Genomic DNA, 16,414 nt, shown 5'->3' on the forward strand with positions numbered 1-16,414 from the left:
TGCCATGCCGGCGCGAGGCCGGCTGATGCCGCTGCTTGAGCGCTTGAGCCGCACCGCTATGCGCTGTGCAGATGAAGCGAACGCGCTTCGAAACGCTGCGCCAGTTCGTCGGAGGGCAGCGCCTTGCAGACGAGCCATCCCTGTATGTGGTCACATCCCATTTCGGTGAGCAGGCTGCGCTGCGCTTCCGTTTCGACGCCCTCGGCGACCAGTTCGAGGTCGAGCGTCTGGGCGAGCCCGACCACTGCGCTGACGATCGCCTGATCGTTCCGGGAGGTTAGCAGATTCTCGACAAAACTCCTGTCGATCTTAAGTTTTGCAAGGGGAAACCGTTGCAGGTAAGCCAGGCTCGAATAGCCGGTGCCGAAATCGTCGACGGCGAAGCGGATGCCCATCGCCGTTAGATCCTCGAGCAGCACCTTCGCGTGCGCCGGGTCGTGCATCAGCAGGCTTTCGGTGATCTCGAACACGAGGCGCCGCGGATCGATGCCGGTCAGCTCGATCGCCTCGCGCACGGCGTCCTTGAAGCGCGGGTCGCGGAACTGCTGCGGCGACACGTTGACCGCGACGTATTGCAGCGAGATGCCGCGCGCGTCCCACTGGATCAACTGCATGCAGGCGACCTTGAGCACCCAGTTGCCGAGGAAGTTGATGAGCCCGACCGACTCCGCGAGCGGAATGAACATCGACGGCGGCACGAGTCCATGCACCGGATGCATCCAGCGGATCAGCGCCTCGACGCCGACCACGCCGTGCGTGCGGCTGCTCGTGATCGGCTGGAAGTGCAGCGAGAACTCGCCGTTGCGCACGCCGTCGTACAGATCGGCCTCCAGCTTCAGGCGCTCGGCGTCGGCGGGATTGTCGTCCGGCACGTAGAACGCGAGCGTATTGCCGCCCGCCGACTTCGCCTGCAGCAGCGCGTGATCGGCCCAGCGCAGCAGATGGGTGTCGTGCGCGGCGGTGTCGTTGGCGTGACGCACGTCCGGATAGAGCGCAATGCCGATGCTCGCGGACAGATGCACCTGCTGGCCGCTGAAGACATACGGCTGCTGGATCGCGGTCAACAGACGCCGCGCCAGCGCTTCGGCGGCGGCCGCGGCGTCGGTGCGGTTCGCGGCGGGCTTCACGAGAATCGCGAACTCGTCGCTGGCCACGCGCGCCACCGTCTCGTTCGGTCCCGTCATGTTCAGGATGCGCCGCGCCGTGTCGCGCAGCATGTCGTCGCCGGCGTCGTAGCCGAGCGCGCGGTTCACGCGCTGATAATCGTCGATGTCGAGCAGCAGCAGCGCGGCGGGCGTGCCGTGCGCGTCGGCCTGCTGCTGCGCCTCGAGCAGCGCGGGAATCAGCGCCGACTGGTTGGCGAGATTGGTCAGCCGGTCCAGATGCAGCGCCTGGATCAGGCGCTCTTCGCTTGCGCGCCACGCGGACACGTCGAAGCCGGCGATCGCAAAGCCGTCGATGCCGTTATGGCTGTTGCGCACCACACGCAGCTCGACGGTGATCGGATAGGTCAGCGACTTGATGAGCCCAAGCGTCGCCTTCTCGACATTGCCGGAGGCCGAGGCGCGAACCAGCAGCGCGTCGAGCCGCGCGACGTCGGCCTGCGCCACCAGCTCATGCAGCGTGATCGTCTCCAGATACTCGCGGTGATAGCCGATAAAGCGCAGGCTCGCGTCCGAAACATAGATAAAGCGCAGGTCGGTGTCCACGTGCGCCAGCAGGTCCACGGCGCCGACCACGTGCTCGAAGTGCAGCGCGGCGGGCGGCTCGGCTTGCGGTCGGGCTTGCGGCCTGGATTGCGGCTTCTGTTCGACGCGCCGGCCAAGCGCCAGAAGCCGGTCGACGACCGTGCGCAAGGAGCCCCGGCGGGGCGCGGTGATCCTGTTCGCTTCCATGTTTGTCGCTGGCAACCTGTGTTCGTCTGCGGGCGGAGCGGTTTGACGGTCCGCCAGGTGAGGGCGGTGAAAAACTATCAGGCCGCCCCATCAGGACTAGATAACGGCCTGCGCCCTGGAATCTTTAGTGCTTGCGCGAGAAAAACATCCCGTAAGGGACGAGACTGCGCGCGGCGGCAATTCCCAACCGCCGATTCCGTTAAAGTGCGGTTGCCTCACGTCCGTTAATACGGCAAACCCCCTGTGCGGTGGCGCGCGCCGCTGCCGTGCAGTCCTTCGAAAGCTGCATCGACGATCCATGTCTGAACTACATCTGGTCAGGGCCTCCGCCCGGCGCATCGAGGTGCGCGACGCGTCCGGCGACGATCCCGACGCGGCTGCCGCCCCGCAGTTCGTTTATCTGGGCCGGCAGCCGATCCTCGATCGCCAGGGCGCGCTCAACGCGTACGAGCTGCTGTTCCGGGCCGGCGCCCACAATTACGCCGAGGTGACCAACGACGCGCAGGCGACCGCGCAGGTGGTGGCGCGCGCGCTCGGCGGAATCGGCGTGCCGGCCGTGCTCGGCCCGCATCGCGGCTTCGTGAACATCGACCGGACCATGCTGTTCGACGACATCGTGCATGTGATGCCGCCCGAGCGCTTCGTGCTTGAGATCCTCGAAACCGTTCAGTTCGACGCGCAACTCGGCCGCCGGCTCGGCGAGCTGCGGCGCGGCGGCTTCCAGGTCGCGCTCGACGACGTGACCGCGCTGTCCGACGAACTGCTCGCGATGCTGCCGCATGCGGACATCGTCAAGATCGACTTTTTGCAGACCGAGCGCGCGCATTTGCCCGAGCTTGCGGCCGCGATGCGCGGCCAGGGCAAGACGCTGATCGCGGAGAAAGTGGAGACGCGCGAAGACTTCGCGCTGGCTCGCGATCTCGGCTTCGATCTGTTCCAGGGCTATTTTTTCGCGCGGCCGCAAGTGCTGGCCGCGCCGCGCAACCGCTCGCCGCGGCCGGGTTTGCTGCGTCTGCTCGCGCTGCTTTCGCGCGATGCGGGCATCGTCGAACTCGAAGCCGAACTGAAGCTGAATCCGAGCGTGGTCGTGCAACTGCTGCGGCTCGTCAATTCGAGCGCGTTTGGTCTCGGACGCAATATCGCGTCGTTGCGCGAGGCGATCATCGCGACCGGCACGCGGCAGATCGCGCGCTGGGCGCAACTGCTGCTTTACGCGGACAGCGGCGATCTGCCGTGGCGCGCCGATCCGCTTGTGCAACTGGCGGCCACGCGCTCGCGCTTCATGGAGCTGGCGGCAAGCTGGATGCGTCCCGCCGACGACGAATTTGCCGACGCCGCGTTCATGACCGGCATCTTTTCGCTCGTCCATGTGCTGCTCGGCACGACGCCGAAGGCCGTGCTCGAGAAGCTCGGTCTCGCGGCGCAGATCCGCGAGGCGATCGTCGAACTGCGTGGGCCGCTCGGCATGCTGTTGCGTATCGCGGAGGCGGCCGGCGAGGGCGCCGACGCGGCGTCGATCGCGCGCTCGGCGGATGCGCCGCCGGAATTCGCCGCGCTCACGCCGGAGATACTGGCCGAGCTGAATCTGTCGGCGGCCGCGTGGTTCGGCGCGCATGTGCAGGAAGCCGCCTGATTCTTTGCCCCTGGTTCTTTGCCCGGCGCCGATTGCTGCATGCGGCGCTGCGTTCCGCGCGTGTTTTTCGCGTACGTGGTCCAATAGAGCACAAGGCCGACGGACTCCTTTGCGAGGGAGACGCCGTGCATCAACGCAACGCTCAAAGGATCAGCCGATGAAACGAAAACTCCTGCCCGCCGTGCTGGCCGCTGCCGTGTCGGTGGCATGCGCCGCCTGGTCGTTGACCGCGGGCGCGACGCTCAAGCCCGGCGACACCGCGCCGCAGTTCACCGCGCAGGCGTCGCTCGGCGGCAAGACGTACACGTATTCGCTCGCCGACCAGCTCAAGAAAGGACCGGTGGTGCTGTACTTCTACCCGGCGGCTTTCACGAAGGGCTGCACGATCGAGGCGCATGAATTCGCCGAGGCCGTCGACGAATACAGCAAATACGGCGCGACGGTGATCGGCGTGTCGCACGACAACATCGACACGTTGACGAAGTTCTCCGTCAGCGAGTGCCGCAGCAAATTCCCGGTGGCGGCGGACGCGGAGTCGAAGGTGATCGGCGCCTACGACGCGGGCCTGCCGATGCATAGCTCGATGGCCAATCGCGTGTCGTACGTGATCGCGCCGGACGGCAAGATCATCTACGAATACACGAGCCTTTCGCCCGAAAAGCATGTCGAGAACACGCTGAAGGCCGTGAAGGATTGGGCCGCGGCGCACAAGCAATAAGGCTTTTTGTCGAGAGTTCGCGATGCCGATTCTGATTGCACTACTTGCGCTGATCGCGCTCGTGTATGGCGCCGTGCGTGCGTTCGACGCGTTACAGGCGGCGGCGGGGACGGCGGTCGCCGTGGGCGTTGCCGTGCTGGTAGCGCTGCTGCTGATGGCCGCGCTCGCCTATTGGCTGCGCCGCCGCAAGGAAGTCGCGCCGAATATTCATGACGGCAACTGGACGCATGCGCTCGACGGCAGTTGGGGCTCGGTGCGGCTCGCAGCGGGTCAGCGCTTCTGCGAGATTCGCGTCGGCGCTGAGCACGGCGCGTATATCTTCGCGGATCTGCTTGGCGCGGATGTCGAGCGTCGCGAAACGCAATGGCAACTCGCGCTGAAGGTGAAGGACGCCGCTCACGGCCTGTGGCTGCTGCCGATGCAGAACGAGCGGCAGGCAAAGCAATGGCAGCGCATTTTTCTGCTCGCGATGGAGCAGAAGCTTTAGCGTTGCCCGGCTTCAAAGCCCGCCGCGCATCCCATGCAAGAACCTCACGCAGACGGTGCGACACCGCCTCTGCGCGCCTTCCTCGACTCCCACCGCACGCGAATCCGGTCCATATAAAGGTAGACCACCGGCGTGGTGTAGAGCGTGAGCATCTGACTCATGATGAGCCCGCCGACAATCGCAATGCCGAGCGGCGCGCGCAACTCCGCGCCTTCGCCGCGTCCGAACGCGAGCGGCAACGCGCCGAGCATCGCGGCGAAGGTCGTCATCATGATCGGGCGAAAGCGCAACAGGCACGCCTCGCGAATCGCGTCGCTCGACGAGCGGCCGTGGCGCGACGCTTCGATTGCGAAGTCCACCATCATGATCGCGTTTTTCTTGACGATGCCGATCAGCAGAATCACGCCGATCAACGCGATGATGCTGAAGTCGGTCTTGAAGAGCAGCAGCGCGAGCAAGGCGCCCACGCCCGCCGAGGGCAGCGTCGACAGAATGGTGAGCGGGTGGATATAGCTCTCATACAGAATGCCGAGCACGATATACACGGCGGCGAGCGCGGCCAGAATCAGGATCGGCTGATCCGACATGGACTGCTGGAACGCCTGCGCGGTGCCCTGGAAACTGCCGTGTATCGTCGCCGGCATGCCGATCTCGGCCATGGTCTGGTAGATCGCGTCGGTCGCCGTGGAAAGCGACACGCCGGGCGGCAGATTGAACGAGATGGTCGATGCGACGAACTGGCTCTGGTGATTCACCGAGAGCGGCGTGTTGCCGGGCCCGAAGCTCGCAATGGCCGACAACGGCACCATCGTTTCCTTCGATGTGGACACCGCCGCGCCCGACGATGCGCTCGACTTGCCGCTCGTCGCAATCGAGTTGATCGCCTGGTTGCGCGCGGAATCCGCGGCAATGGAGGCGGCGCTCGATGCAGTCGTGCCCGCCGTGCCGCCCGCCGAAGCGCTAGTGGACGACGACGTGGACGTGGTCTCCTTCGTCACGGTTCCGGCCGGCGCGTTGGTGGTCTGCGCGCCGCTCGCGCTGCCGCCCGACGTGCTGATGTAGACCTGCTTGAGCATGTCCGGGCTTTGCCAGTACTTCGGCGCGACTTCCATCACAACGTGATACTGGTTGAGCGGGTTGTAGATCGTCGACACCTGGCGCTGGCCGAACGCGTCGTACAGCGTGTTGTCGATCTGCGCGGGCTTGATGCCGAGGCGCGCGGCGCTCGCGCGGTCGATCGTCACCATCGCTTCGAGGCCGCCTTGCTGCTGGTCGGAGTTGACGTCGGCCAGTTCCTTGCGCGCTTGTAGCGCCTCAGTCAGCTTCGGTCCCCACAGGTACAGGTCGGGCGTGGAATCGGCGAGCAGCGTGAACTGGTATTGCGCATTCGACTGCCGACCGCCCACGCGAATGTCCTGCACCGCTTGCAGGAAAGTGCGCGCGCCCGCCACGTCGCCGAGCGGCGCGCGCAGTTGCTGGATCACCTGATCGGCGGAAATCTTGCGCTCGCTCTTCGGCTTCAGCGAGACGAACATGAAGCCCGAATTGGTCTGCCGGCCGCCGGTGAAACCGACCACGCTATCCACCGCCGGATTCTTGCCGACGATGTCCATCATTTGCGAGAACTTGCCTTTCATCGCCTGGAACGACGTGCTCTGGTCCGCCTGAATGCCGCCGATGAGCCGCCCGGTGTCCTGCTGCGGAAAGAAGCCCTTGGGCACGATGATGTAGAGCCACACATTGAGGCCGATGGTCGCGAGCAGCACCATCAGGATCAGCCGCGGATGCAGCAGCGCCCAGCCGAGCGTGCGTTCGTAGCCGCGCTGCATCGACGCAAAGCCGCGTTCGAGCCAGCGCCCGAAGCGGCCTTCCTCTTTCTGTTCGTGCGGCTCGCGCAAGAGGCGCGAGCACATCATGGGCGTGAGCGTGAGCGAGACGATCAGCGACACGCCGATTGCGAGCGACAGCGTCAGCGCGAATTCGCGGAACAGCCGTCCGACGATGCCGCCCATCAGCAGGATAGGCAGAAAGACGGCGACGAGCGAGATGCTGATCGACATCACCGTGAAGCCGACTTCGCGCGCGCCGAGGAACGCGGCCTTCATGCGCGGCACGCCGTTCTCGATATGACGCGAGATGTTTTCCAGCACCACGATGGCGTCGTCCACCACGAAGCCGGTCGCGATGGTCAAGGCCATCAGCGAGAGGTTGTCGATGGAAAAGCCGAGCAGATACATCGCGCCGAACGTGCCGATGATCGAGATCGGCACGGCCACGCTCGGAATAAGCGTCGCGCGCCAGTTGCGCAGGAACAGGAACACCACCATCACGACGAGCGCGACGGCGATCATCAGCGTGTACTGCGTGTCCTTGAGCGACGCGCGGATCGTGGTCGAGCGGTCGGCGGTCGGCGTGATGTCCACGTCGGCGGGCAGCGACGCGTGCAGTTGCGGCAGCATCGCGGTGACGCGGTCGATTGTCTCGATGATGTTCGCGCCCGGCTGCCGGTACAGAATCACGAGCACCGAGCGCTTGCCGTTGAAGAGACCGAGGTTGCGCAGGTCTTCGACGGAATCGACCACTTCGGCGACATCCGAGAGTCTGACCGCCGAGCCGTTGCGATACGCGATCACGAGGTCGCGATATTGCGACGCCTTGCTCGCCTGGTCGTTCGTGTAGATCTGCACGCGGTTCGCGCCGAACTCGATGGAGCCCTTGGGACTGTTCGCGTTGGCCGCGGCGAGCGCGGCGCGCACGTCCTCGAGACCGATGCCGTAGTGGAACAGCGCCTGCGGTTCCAGTTCGACGCGCACCGCGGGATTGGCCGACCCGCTCACGTCCACTTCGCCGACACCTTCGACTTGCGACAGCGACTGCTGCAGGACGGTCGCCGCGGAGTCGTACAACTGGCCGGCGGTCAGCGTTTTCGACGTCAGCGCGAGAATCATGATCGGCGCGTCGGCGGGATTCACCTTGTGGTACGTCGGGTTGCTGCGCAGGCTCGCCGGCAGGTCGGCGCGCGCGGCGTTGATGGCCGCCTGCACGTCGCGCGCGGCGCCGTCGATATTGCGGTTCAGGCCGAACTGCATCGTGATGCGCGCGGAGCCGACCGAACTCATCGAGGTCATTTCGGTGACGTCGGCGATCGAACCGAGATGCCGTTCGAGCGGACTCGCGACGCTGGTGGCGACCGTATCGGGGCTCGCGCCCGGCAACGACGCCTGGATCGAAATGGTCGGGAAATCCACTTGCGGCAGCGGCGCGACCGGCAACTTCATGAACGCGAAGATGCCAGACAGCGCAATGCCGATTGCGAGCAGCGTGGTCGCGACGGGGCGCGAGATAAAAGGACGCGACAGGTTCATCGCATCAGTTCCCTGCGTCGGTCGCGCCGGCCGTCGGGCCGCCGCGATTGAACCGTTCGCGCGCGCGGCGTGCGAGCGAGTCGAACGCGAGATAGATCACCGGCGTGGTGAACAAGGTCAGCAACTGGCTCACGATCAGACCGCCGGCAATCGCGATGCCGAGCGGCCGGCGCAACTCCGAACCTGCGCCGGTGCCGAGCATCAGCGGCAGCGCGCCGAGCAGCGCCGCGAGCGTGGTCATCAGAATCGGCCGGAAGCGCAGCAGACACGCCTGGTAAATCGCCTCGCGCGGCGCCTTGCCTTCTTCACGTTCGGCGTAGAGCGCGAAGTCGATCATCATGATCGCGTTCTTCTTCACGATACCGATCAGCAGCACGATGCCGATAATGCCGATGATGTCGAGATCGTGACCCGTGATCAGCAGCGCGAGCAACGCGCCCACGCCCGCCGAGGGCAGCGTCGACAGAATCGTGATCGGGTGAATGAAGCTCTCGTACAGCACGCCGAGCACGATATACATCGTGACGATGGCGGCCAGAATCAGGAACAGTTCGTTCGACAGCGAGGCCTGGAACGCGAGCGCCGCGCCCTGATAACGCGTCTGGAACGACGCCGGCAAGCCGATGTCTTTCTGCGCCTGGTCGATCGCCTTCACGGCCGCGCCGAGCGACGAACCGGGCGCGAGATTGAACGAGACCGTGGTCGCGGGGAACTGGCTCAGGTGCGTGACGAGCAGCGGCGCCGGCCTTTCGATGAACTTCGCGATGGCCGAGAGCGGCACCTGGCCGCCGGACGACGTGGAAGAGGGCAGATAGATCGAATTCAGCGACTCGGTGTAATGCTGCATCGACGGCTGCGCTTCCAGAATCACGCGGTACTGGTTCGACTGCGTGAAGATAGTCGAGACGATGCGCTGGCCGAATGCGTCGTAAAGCGCGCTGTCCACGGTGGCGGGTGTGATGCCGTAACGCGACGCGGTCGCGCGGTCGATCTCGACATACACCGACTGGCCGTTGTCCTGCAGGTCGGTGGCGACATCGGCGAGTTCGGGCGCCTGTTTGAGCCGCTCGACGAGCTTCGGCACCCACGTTGTGAACTCGCTCATGTTCGGGTCCGTGAGCATGAACTGATACTGCGTGGGGCTGACGGTCGAATCGATTGTCAGATCCTGCACCGGCTGCATGTACAGCGACGCGCCCGCGATATGCGCGACGTCCTGCTGCAATTGCCGGATCACTTCGCTTGCGGTGCTGCTGCGGTCGTCGCGCGGTTTCAGGTTGATCAGCATGCGGCCGCTGTTCAACGTGATATTGCTGCCGTCCACGCCGATGAACGAGGTCAGGCTTTGCACATCCGGGTTCTTCAGGATCTGGGCGGCGAGTTCCTGCTGACGCTCGGCCATCGACGCATACGACACCGACTGCGGCGCCTGCGTGATCGCCTGGATCACGCCCGTGTCCTGCACCGGGAAGAAGCCCTTCGGAATGAACACGTAAAGCAGCGCCGTCAACACGAGCGTGAGCACCGCGACGACCAGCGTGGAGCGCTCGCGATCGAGCACCCAGGTGAGCGCGACCGCGTAACGCGCGATGACCCAGTCGATTGCGCGGTGCGCGCGCGCCTCGAAGCGGTGGCTTTCGTGCGGCGGCGTGTGGCGCAGCAGCTTCGCGCACATCATCGGCACGAGCGTGAGCGACACGATCGCCGAAATCACGATGGTCACGGCGAGCGTGATTGCGAACTCATGGAACAGGCGGCCGACCACGTCGCCCATAAACAGCAGCGGGATCAACACGGCGATCAGCGAGACGGTCAGCGAAATGATCGTGAAGCCGATCTGCTTCGAGCCTTTCAGCGCGGCTTCGAGCGGCGGCTCGCCTTCTTCCACGTAACGCGCGATGTTCTCGATCATCACGATCGCGTCGTCGACCACGAAGCCGGTCGCGATGGTCAGCGCCATCAGCGATAAATTGTCCAGCGAGAAGCCGCACAGGTACATCACGGCGAGCGTGCCGATCAGCGAAAGCGGCACCGAGAGACTCGGAATGATGGTCGCGTAGACGTTGGCGAGAAAGAGGTACATGACCAGCACGACGAGCACGACCGACATGGCCAGTTCGAACTGCACGTCGCGCACGGAGGCGCGGATCGTCGTGGTGCGGTCGGTGACGGTGCGCACTTCGAGCGCGGCGGGCAGCGACTGCTGCAATTGCGGCAGCAACTTCTTGATGTTGTCCACCACCTGAATCACGTTCGCGCCAGGCTGGCGCTGCACGTTCAGAATGATCGCGGGCGTGCCGTCGACCCACGCGCCCAGCTTGGTGTTTTCCGGACCCTGCACGATGGTCGCGACGTCGGTCAGCATCACCGGGCGGCCGCTCTTGTACGCGACCACCGCGCTCTTGTAGGCGTCGGCGTCGGTCAACTGGTCGTTCGCGTTGATCGTGTAGTTGCGCGTCGGACCGTCGAAGTTGCCCTTCGGCGTGTTGACGTTCAGGTTCGAGATGGTGGTGCGCAGGTCGTCGAGATTCAGGCCGTACGCGGCAAGCGCGCGCGGGTTCGCCTGAATCCGCACGGCCGGCCGCTGACCGCCGGAAAGACTCACGAGACCCACGCCCGCGACCTGCGAGATTTTCTGCGCGAGACGCGTGTCGGCGAGATCCTGAACCTGCGTGAGCGGCAAGGTTTTCGACGTGATCGCGAGCGTGAGGATCGGCGCGTCGGCGGGATTCACCTTCGCGTAGATCGGCGGCGCGGGGAGGTCGGACGGCAGCAGGTTGCCTGCTGCGTTGATCGCGGCCTGCACTTCCTGCTCGGCGATGTCGAGCGGCAGATCGAGGTTGAATTGCAGCGTGATGATCGACGAGCCGGCCGAGCTTTGCGACGACATCTGATTGAGCGACGGCATCTGTCCGAACTGACGCTCGAGCGGCGCAGTCACGGATGACGTCATCACGTCCGGGCTCGCGCCCGGATAGAACGTCTGCACCTGGATGGTCGGATAGTCGACCTGGGGCAGCGCCGAGAGCGGCAAAAAGCGCAGCGCGACGAGGCCGACCAGCATGATTGCCGCCATCAGCAGCGCGGTGCCGACGGGACGCAGAATAAAAGCGCGGGATGGATTCATGCGGTAAGTGCCGTGCCTTTATTGCGACGCTTGCGACGCGTGCCTGCCGTGATGCGCGCGCGCGCCGGAGGCGCCCGAAGCGGCCGAAGCAGCCCACGCGCCCGATGCGCCCGACGCGCCACGCGCGCCCGAAGCGCCGCGCGGCTTGTCGGCCGGAATGGTGATCTTCGCGCCTTCCTTCAGGCGGTCCGAACCGTCGATCACGACGCGCTCGCCGACCTGCAAGCCCGACTTGATGCTGGTGCGCTCGCCGTCGACGGGCCCGATTTTCACCGGCCGCACGGTGACCGTGTTGTCGGCTTTCACGACATACACGAACTGGCCCATCGAGCCGTTGAGCACCGCCGAGGTCGGCACGATCACCGCGTCCTTGATCGTATTGACGAGCAGGCGTGTGTTGACGAACTGATTCGGGAACAGCAGGTTGCTGCTGTTCTGAAAGAGCGCGCGCAGCTTCACCGTCCCGGTGGTGGTGTCGATCTGGTTGTCGAGCGTCTCGAGCGCGCCGCCTTCGAGCGACTTCGTGTTGCTGCGGTCGTACGCGGTGACAGACAGCTTGGCGCCGGTTTGCGTCTGCTCGAGAATCTGCTGGAGGTTGTCTTCCGACGTGGTGAAGATCACGCTGATGGGCTGCAACTGCGTAATCACGACGATGCCGTTGGTCAGGCTCGGCGTCACGTAGTTGCCCGGATCGACCTGGCGCAAGCCGACGCGCCCCGACACCGGCGCGGTAATGCGCGCATACACGAGGTCGAGCTTGAAGGTGTCGACGTTGGCCTTGTCCGACTTCACGGTGCCTTCGTACTGACGCACGAGCGACGCCTGCGTATCGACCTGCTGGCTCGCAATCGAATCTTGCGCGAGCAGCGTCTGATAGCGCTTCAGGTCCAGACGCGCGGTTTGCAGCAGCGCTTCGTCGCGGGCGAGCGTGCCTTGGGCGTTGTCGAGCGAGATCTGATAAGGGCGCGGGTCGATCTGCGCGAGCAGGTCGCCCTTCTTGACCATCTGGCCTTCCTTGAAGTAGACGTCCTGCAGGATGCCGCTCAACTGCGGCAGAACGGTCACGCTCGCGAGCGGCGTGACGGTGCCGAGCGCGGTCAGCACGACCGGCATTTCGCCTTGCGTCGCCGTCGCGACATGAACCGGCTGCGGCATGTTGGCCATGCCGCCGGGACCGCCGCGGCCGGCCCGGCCGCTATGCGTGCCGCTCGCGCCCGGCGCCGACGCGCCGTCCGGCGAGCCCCACGGATGCCAGCGCCACAGCACGAAGCCGAGGATCAGCAGCGCGAGGACAATCAGCGCGATATTGCGGCCGCGATGGCTCTTGACGACGCCAGGCGGTGTGTCCCGCTTGTCCGTCGGACGGCCTGGAGCGCCGCCGGGGGACTTCGGGGAAGCCGGAGCGGCGGGGCGTGAAGTTTCCGAATGCTGTTGTTGTTCGTCCATCGGTTCGGTCAGTGACTGGCTTGGAAGTGAGGCGTACGCGCGATTGTGCCGCATCGCGGCCTGGCGCTTGTTGGGCGATTGCCGGGCGCGTGCCTGACGCTCACACTTGCGGATCGCATGACAGGCGGTCTCGACAGCGGACCGGCCGCGCAGATTCACCGCGATGCTACCGGAGATGCAAGCGAAGAGGCTTGCGCCGCGCGCCTAAGGTGAAGGCCGCGCATGCCGGGCTCCGGCAGGCTGTATCAGGCGCCTCGCGCCGCACTGCGCGGGCGCCCCGCGACAGGAATGCATGATCCTACGTCCCGCGCTCTGTAACAGTCCACCCGTGTATTTTTCTTTTGATTACGCCGGTTACAGGATGGAGACAGTGTCGGTGACGGGATCGCAGCGGTCCGGTTGAAGCGGGCGGCTGGCGGCGCGGCGCTTTCAGTTGTCGAGGCGGCGCCCTGGCGTGCCGCCGATTTCCAGCACGATGCGCGCGACGCAATCGAGCAGATCGGGCCCCGCGCGGCTGATGAGCCAATCGCGCGGGCACTGGTCGGCCGAGCCGCCGCAGTTGACGGCGTAGCGCTCGCCCGACGGCCCGGTGAACCCGAGCGCGATGGCGTTCAGGCCGTCGTACCACTCGCCGGTCGCGACGGCAAAACCGCGCTCGATGGTTTCCTGCAGCGCCGTTTCGAGCGGGCCGCCGACGTGGCCCCAGTCGTCGCCTTCGGCGGCCTGCAGGCCGGTCAGCAGTTTCGCGCGATCCGGCTCGTCGAGCGCGGCGAGATACGCGCGGCCGATCGCGGTGCGGCTCAGGCTCATGCGCGCGCCGACTTCGAGGCGCGACACGAGCACGGCCGAGCGCGGCCGGATCACGTCGATCACCACCATGTCGAGACGGTCGCGCACCGCGAGATGCACGGAGAGCCGCGTGCGCTCGGCGAGTTCGATCAGAAAGGGCCGGGCGCGCGCGCGAATGTCGAAGTTGCGCAAGAAGCCGTTGCTCAGTTCAAGCACCGACGACGTCAGCACGAAGCGTTCGCTGTCGGGCAGCCGGAACAGGAAGCCGGTGCCGACGAGCGTCGCCGTGATTCGCGACACCGTGGGTTTGGGAATGCCCGTGATTTCGGTCAGCTCGCGATTGCTGAGCGGCGCGTCCGCCGCGGCAACGGAGCGCAGCACCGTCAGGCCGCGCGCCAGCGCGGTGACCTCGTCGCCGGAGCCGTCTTTGTCCTTGACGGTCTCGGCGGCGGAGCGGGATCGCGTTCGTGGATTCATGTAAATTGTGGAACGATATTTCAGATTACCAGCGCCGGGACGGACAGCGGAGCGCGCGGGTTTGGCACGCCGCAATGCGCCGCCGTGAGCGCCTTGTCACAGATTTCTTCGTATTATTCATTGTATCGGAATTTTTTTCCGCGGCGCGCGGCGGCTGTTTAGATTTTGCTTGACTTAGTCAGCATAACCATAAAAAATGGAACCTCATTTCGAAAGAAAGTAGCAGGGTTGGCGGTTTCTTGCCGCGAGCGTTGGCTTTCCACCGTGCCAATGCGGTGAGTTGGCTCCCGGTCTGCCGCGGCAATCAAATGCTTTGCACCGCGTAGTTCGCGTGACCGCCCGGTCGCCTGGTTCTCTTCGAAATACCGTCTCTCAGGTTCTAGCACGGCCCTCGGAATGGCTAGAACTTTTCAAGGCGCTACGGAAACGTGGCGCCTTTTTTTTGTGCGCGCGGCTGAGCTCGCTCAGGACTCTCGTTGATACCAGCGCCGCGACGAGTTGACGACTTTCACGACTGCGAGCATCACCGGCACTTCGATGAGCACGCCAACCACAGTGGCTAGCGCCGCCCCGGACTTCAGGCCAAAGAGACTGATTGCCGTTGCCACAGCCAGCTCGAAGAAATTCGACGCGCCGATGAGACACGACGGCGCGGCGACTTCATGCGACACGCCCAGTTGCCGATTCGCCAGGTAGGCGAGCGAAGCGTTCACCACAACCTGAATCAGGATCGGCACTGCAAGCAGAAGGATCACAACCGGCTGCGCGATGATCTGCTCGCCCTGGAAGGCAAACAGCAACACGAGCGTCAGCAAAAGCGCCGCGATGGAGAACGGTCCGATCTTCGTCAGCGCGCGTTGGAACGCCGCCTCGCCCTGGCGCAAAAGCGCCCTGCGGACAAGCTGCGCGATGATGACCGGCACGACGATGTAGAGCACCACCGAAGTCAGCAACGTATCCCACGGTACGGCGATGTTCGAGATGCCCAGCAACAGGCCAACCACGGGCGCGAACGCGAACACCATGATCAGGTCGTTCAGCGCGACCTGCGACAACGTGAAGTACGGGTCGCCCTTCGTTAATTGACTCCAGACGAAGACCATCGCGGTGCAAGGTGCTGCGGCCAGCAAAATCAGCCCGGCGACGTAGCTGTCCAACTGGTCGGCGGGCAAGAGCGACGCAAACGCGTGCCGCACGAAGACCCACGCGAGGAAGGCCATCGTGAACGGCTTCACCGCCCAGTTGATGACCAGCGTCACGCCGATGCCCCTGAGTTGAGTCCGCACCTTGCCGAGCGACGCGAAGTCGATGCGTAACAGCATCGGAATAATCATTACCCAGATCAGAATGCCGACGGGGATGTTGACGTGGGCCAATTCGAGCATCGACACGGTGTGGACTGCGCCGGGCAACAGCTTGCCAAGCACGATGCCAACCACGATACAGAGCGCGACCCACAGCGACAAATAGCGCTCGAAAAATCCGATGCCGCCTGGCGCGCGCCGCGCGGCTTTCGCGACGGTTTGACTGCCCGCCATCGTTACTCTCCCTTCTCACGCAGCGACGTGCCGATACTTTGCATCTGCTGCTGGATGGCGAGACCGTCGAGCTTTTCGAGCGGGAGATTCGTGAAAAGCTCTATGCGCTTTTTCATCTGCACGAAGGCTTGCAGGAATGCCTCGCGCTTGTCGTCGTCCGAACCTTTTGCCTTCGATGGGTCCGCGACGCCCCAATGTGCTTTCGCAGGATGGCCCGGCCAGATCGGGCAGACTTCACCGGCTGCATCGTCGCAGACTGTGAAGATGAAGTCCATTTGCGGCGCGCCGTCTTTAGCGAATTCGTCCCAGCTCTTGCTGCGCAGCCGGTCCGTTTCGATACCTTGCGATTTGAGCAAGGCGATTGCGTAGGGGTTCGGCGCCGTTCCCGGATGACTGCCCGCGCTGTACCCGACAAAGCGGTCACCGGCGAGCTGATTAAGCGCAGCCTCGGCAAGGATGGAACGCGCCGAGTTGTGGGTGCAAAGGAACAAGACGTTGTACTTTCGGTTTTCTGTCACACATTTCTCCTGACGACGTCTCGCCGCGATTGAGTTTTAAATCGACATCTGCAGAAGCGCTTCACTAAGGCTTCCTCCACGCCTGGGTCTCATTGATCGCGCAGTCGCATTGCTCTGCCTGATCCGCGGCGCAACAGTTCTCCATCAGGAAGTCCATGAGCGTCAGCATGTGGTCATAACTGGCGCTGTAAATGATGAACCGCCCCTGACTTTTTCCCTCGATAAGCCCCGCGTGCGCAAGCTCCTTCAGATGGAACGACAGCGTCGGCGCGGGCAGTCCCATTTGTTCGGCGATGGCGCCCGGACTCATGCCCGAGGGGCCCGCCGTAACCAGAAGGCGGAAGACGGCGAGGCGAGTCTCATGCGCGAGCGCTGCCAGCGCCTTGACTGCGAGCTTCGAATCGAACGTTGCCATGACGTA

General features: G+C 64.6%; 11 protein-coding genes. 3 read left to right on the forward strand and 8 right to left on the reverse strand.

The genetic code is table 11. The features are described from left to right. Window positions 1-56: 56 nt before the first annotated feature. Window positions 57-1,895 (reverse strand): putative bifunctional diguanylate cyclase/phosphodiesterase, encoded by a 1,839-nt coding sequence (locus tag CUJ91_RS06770; RefSeq protein WP_107708405.1) that lies wholly within the window; start codon window positions 1,893-1,895, stop codon window positions 57-59. A gap of 298 nt (window positions 1,896-2,193) precedes the next feature. Here CUJ91_RS06770 and CUJ91_RS06775 point away from each other — a divergent pair, with 298 nt between their 5' ends. The 3 genes from CUJ91_RS06775 (at window position 2,194) to CUJ91_RS06785 (ending at window position 4,733) form a co-directional block, all read left to right on the forward strand. Then, window positions 2,194-3,528 carry an EAL and HDOD domain-containing protein gene (locus CUJ91_RS06775; protein WP_107708404.1) on the forward strand — a complete coding sequence of 445 codons (1,335 nt, stop codon included), beginning with the start codon at window positions 2,194-2,196 and terminating at the stop codon, window positions 3,526-3,528. A gap of 157 nt (window positions 3,529-3,685) precedes the next feature. Further along, on the forward strand, window positions 3,686-4,246 hold the full coding sequence (locus CUJ91_RS06780; protein ID WP_006051082.1) for a peroxiredoxin: 561 nt from the start codon (window positions 3,686-3,688) through the stop codon (window positions 4,244-4,246). 22 nt (window positions 4,247-4,268) lie between these two features. Next, entirely contained in the window at window positions 4,269-4,733 is a 465-nt protein-coding gene (locus CUJ91_RS06785; protein ID WP_107708402.1) for a hypothetical protein, read from the forward strand. 44 nt (window positions 4,734-4,777) lie between these two features. On the opposite strand, the gene CUJ91_RS06790 is transcribed toward CUJ91_RS06785, so the two are convergent. From CUJ91_RS06790 to CUJ91_RS06820, 7 genes are all read right to left on the reverse strand, one after another. Further along, entirely contained in the window at window positions 4,778-8,098 is a 3,321-nt protein-coding gene (locus tag CUJ91_RS06790; RefSeq protein WP_107708400.1) for an efflux RND transporter permease subunit, read from the reverse strand. A 4-nt stretch (window positions 8,099-8,102) separates the two neighbouring features. Beyond that, window positions 8,103-11,225: an MdtB/MuxB family multidrug efflux RND transporter permease subunit gene (locus CUJ91_RS06795; RefSeq protein WP_029969190.1), complete on the reverse strand. Its 3,123-nt coding sequence runs from the start codon at window positions 11,223-11,225 to the stop codon at window positions 8,103-8,105. 18 nt (window positions 11,226-11,243) lie between these two features. Then, window positions 11,244-12,671 carry an MdtA/MuxA family multidrug efflux RND transporter periplasmic adaptor subunit gene (locus CUJ91_RS06800; RefSeq protein WP_107708396.1) on the reverse strand — a complete coding sequence of 476 codons (1,428 nt, stop codon included), beginning with the start codon at window positions 12,669-12,671 and terminating at the stop codon, window positions 11,244-11,246. A gap of 429 nt (window positions 12,672-13,100) precedes the next feature. Then, window positions 13,101-13,937, reverse strand: a complete 837-nt coding sequence (locus CUJ91_RS06805; RefSeq protein ID WP_107708394.1) for an IclR family transcriptional regulator — start codon at window positions 13,935-13,937, stop codon at window positions 13,101-13,103. Between the two features lie 464 nt (window positions 13,938-14,401). Beyond that, on the reverse strand, window positions 14,402-15,475 hold the full coding sequence (gene arsB, locus CUJ91_RS06810) for an ACR3 family arsenite efflux transporter (protein ID WP_053857902.1): 1,074 nt from the start codon (window positions 15,473-15,475) through the stop codon (window positions 14,402-14,404). A gap of 2 nt (window positions 15,476-15,477) precedes the next feature. Continuing rightward, on the reverse strand, window positions 15,478-15,993 hold the full coding sequence (locus CUJ91_RS06815; RefSeq protein ID WP_107708390.1) for an arsenate reductase ArsC: 516 nt from the start codon (window positions 15,991-15,993) through the stop codon (window positions 15,478-15,480). A 64-nt stretch (window positions 15,994-16,057) separates the two neighbouring features. After that, window positions 16,058-16,408, reverse strand: a complete 351-nt coding sequence (locus CUJ91_RS06820; RefSeq protein WP_006052955.1) for an ArsR/SmtB family transcription factor — start codon at window positions 16,406-16,408, stop codon at window positions 16,058-16,060. Window positions 16,409-16,414: the final 6 nt, after the last annotated feature.

It is taken from the genome of Paraburkholderia graminis (assembly GCF_003330785.1).
Taxonomy (GTDB): domain Bacteria; phylum Pseudomonadota; class Gammaproteobacteria; order Burkholderiales; family Burkholderiaceae; genus Paraburkholderia; species Paraburkholderia graminis.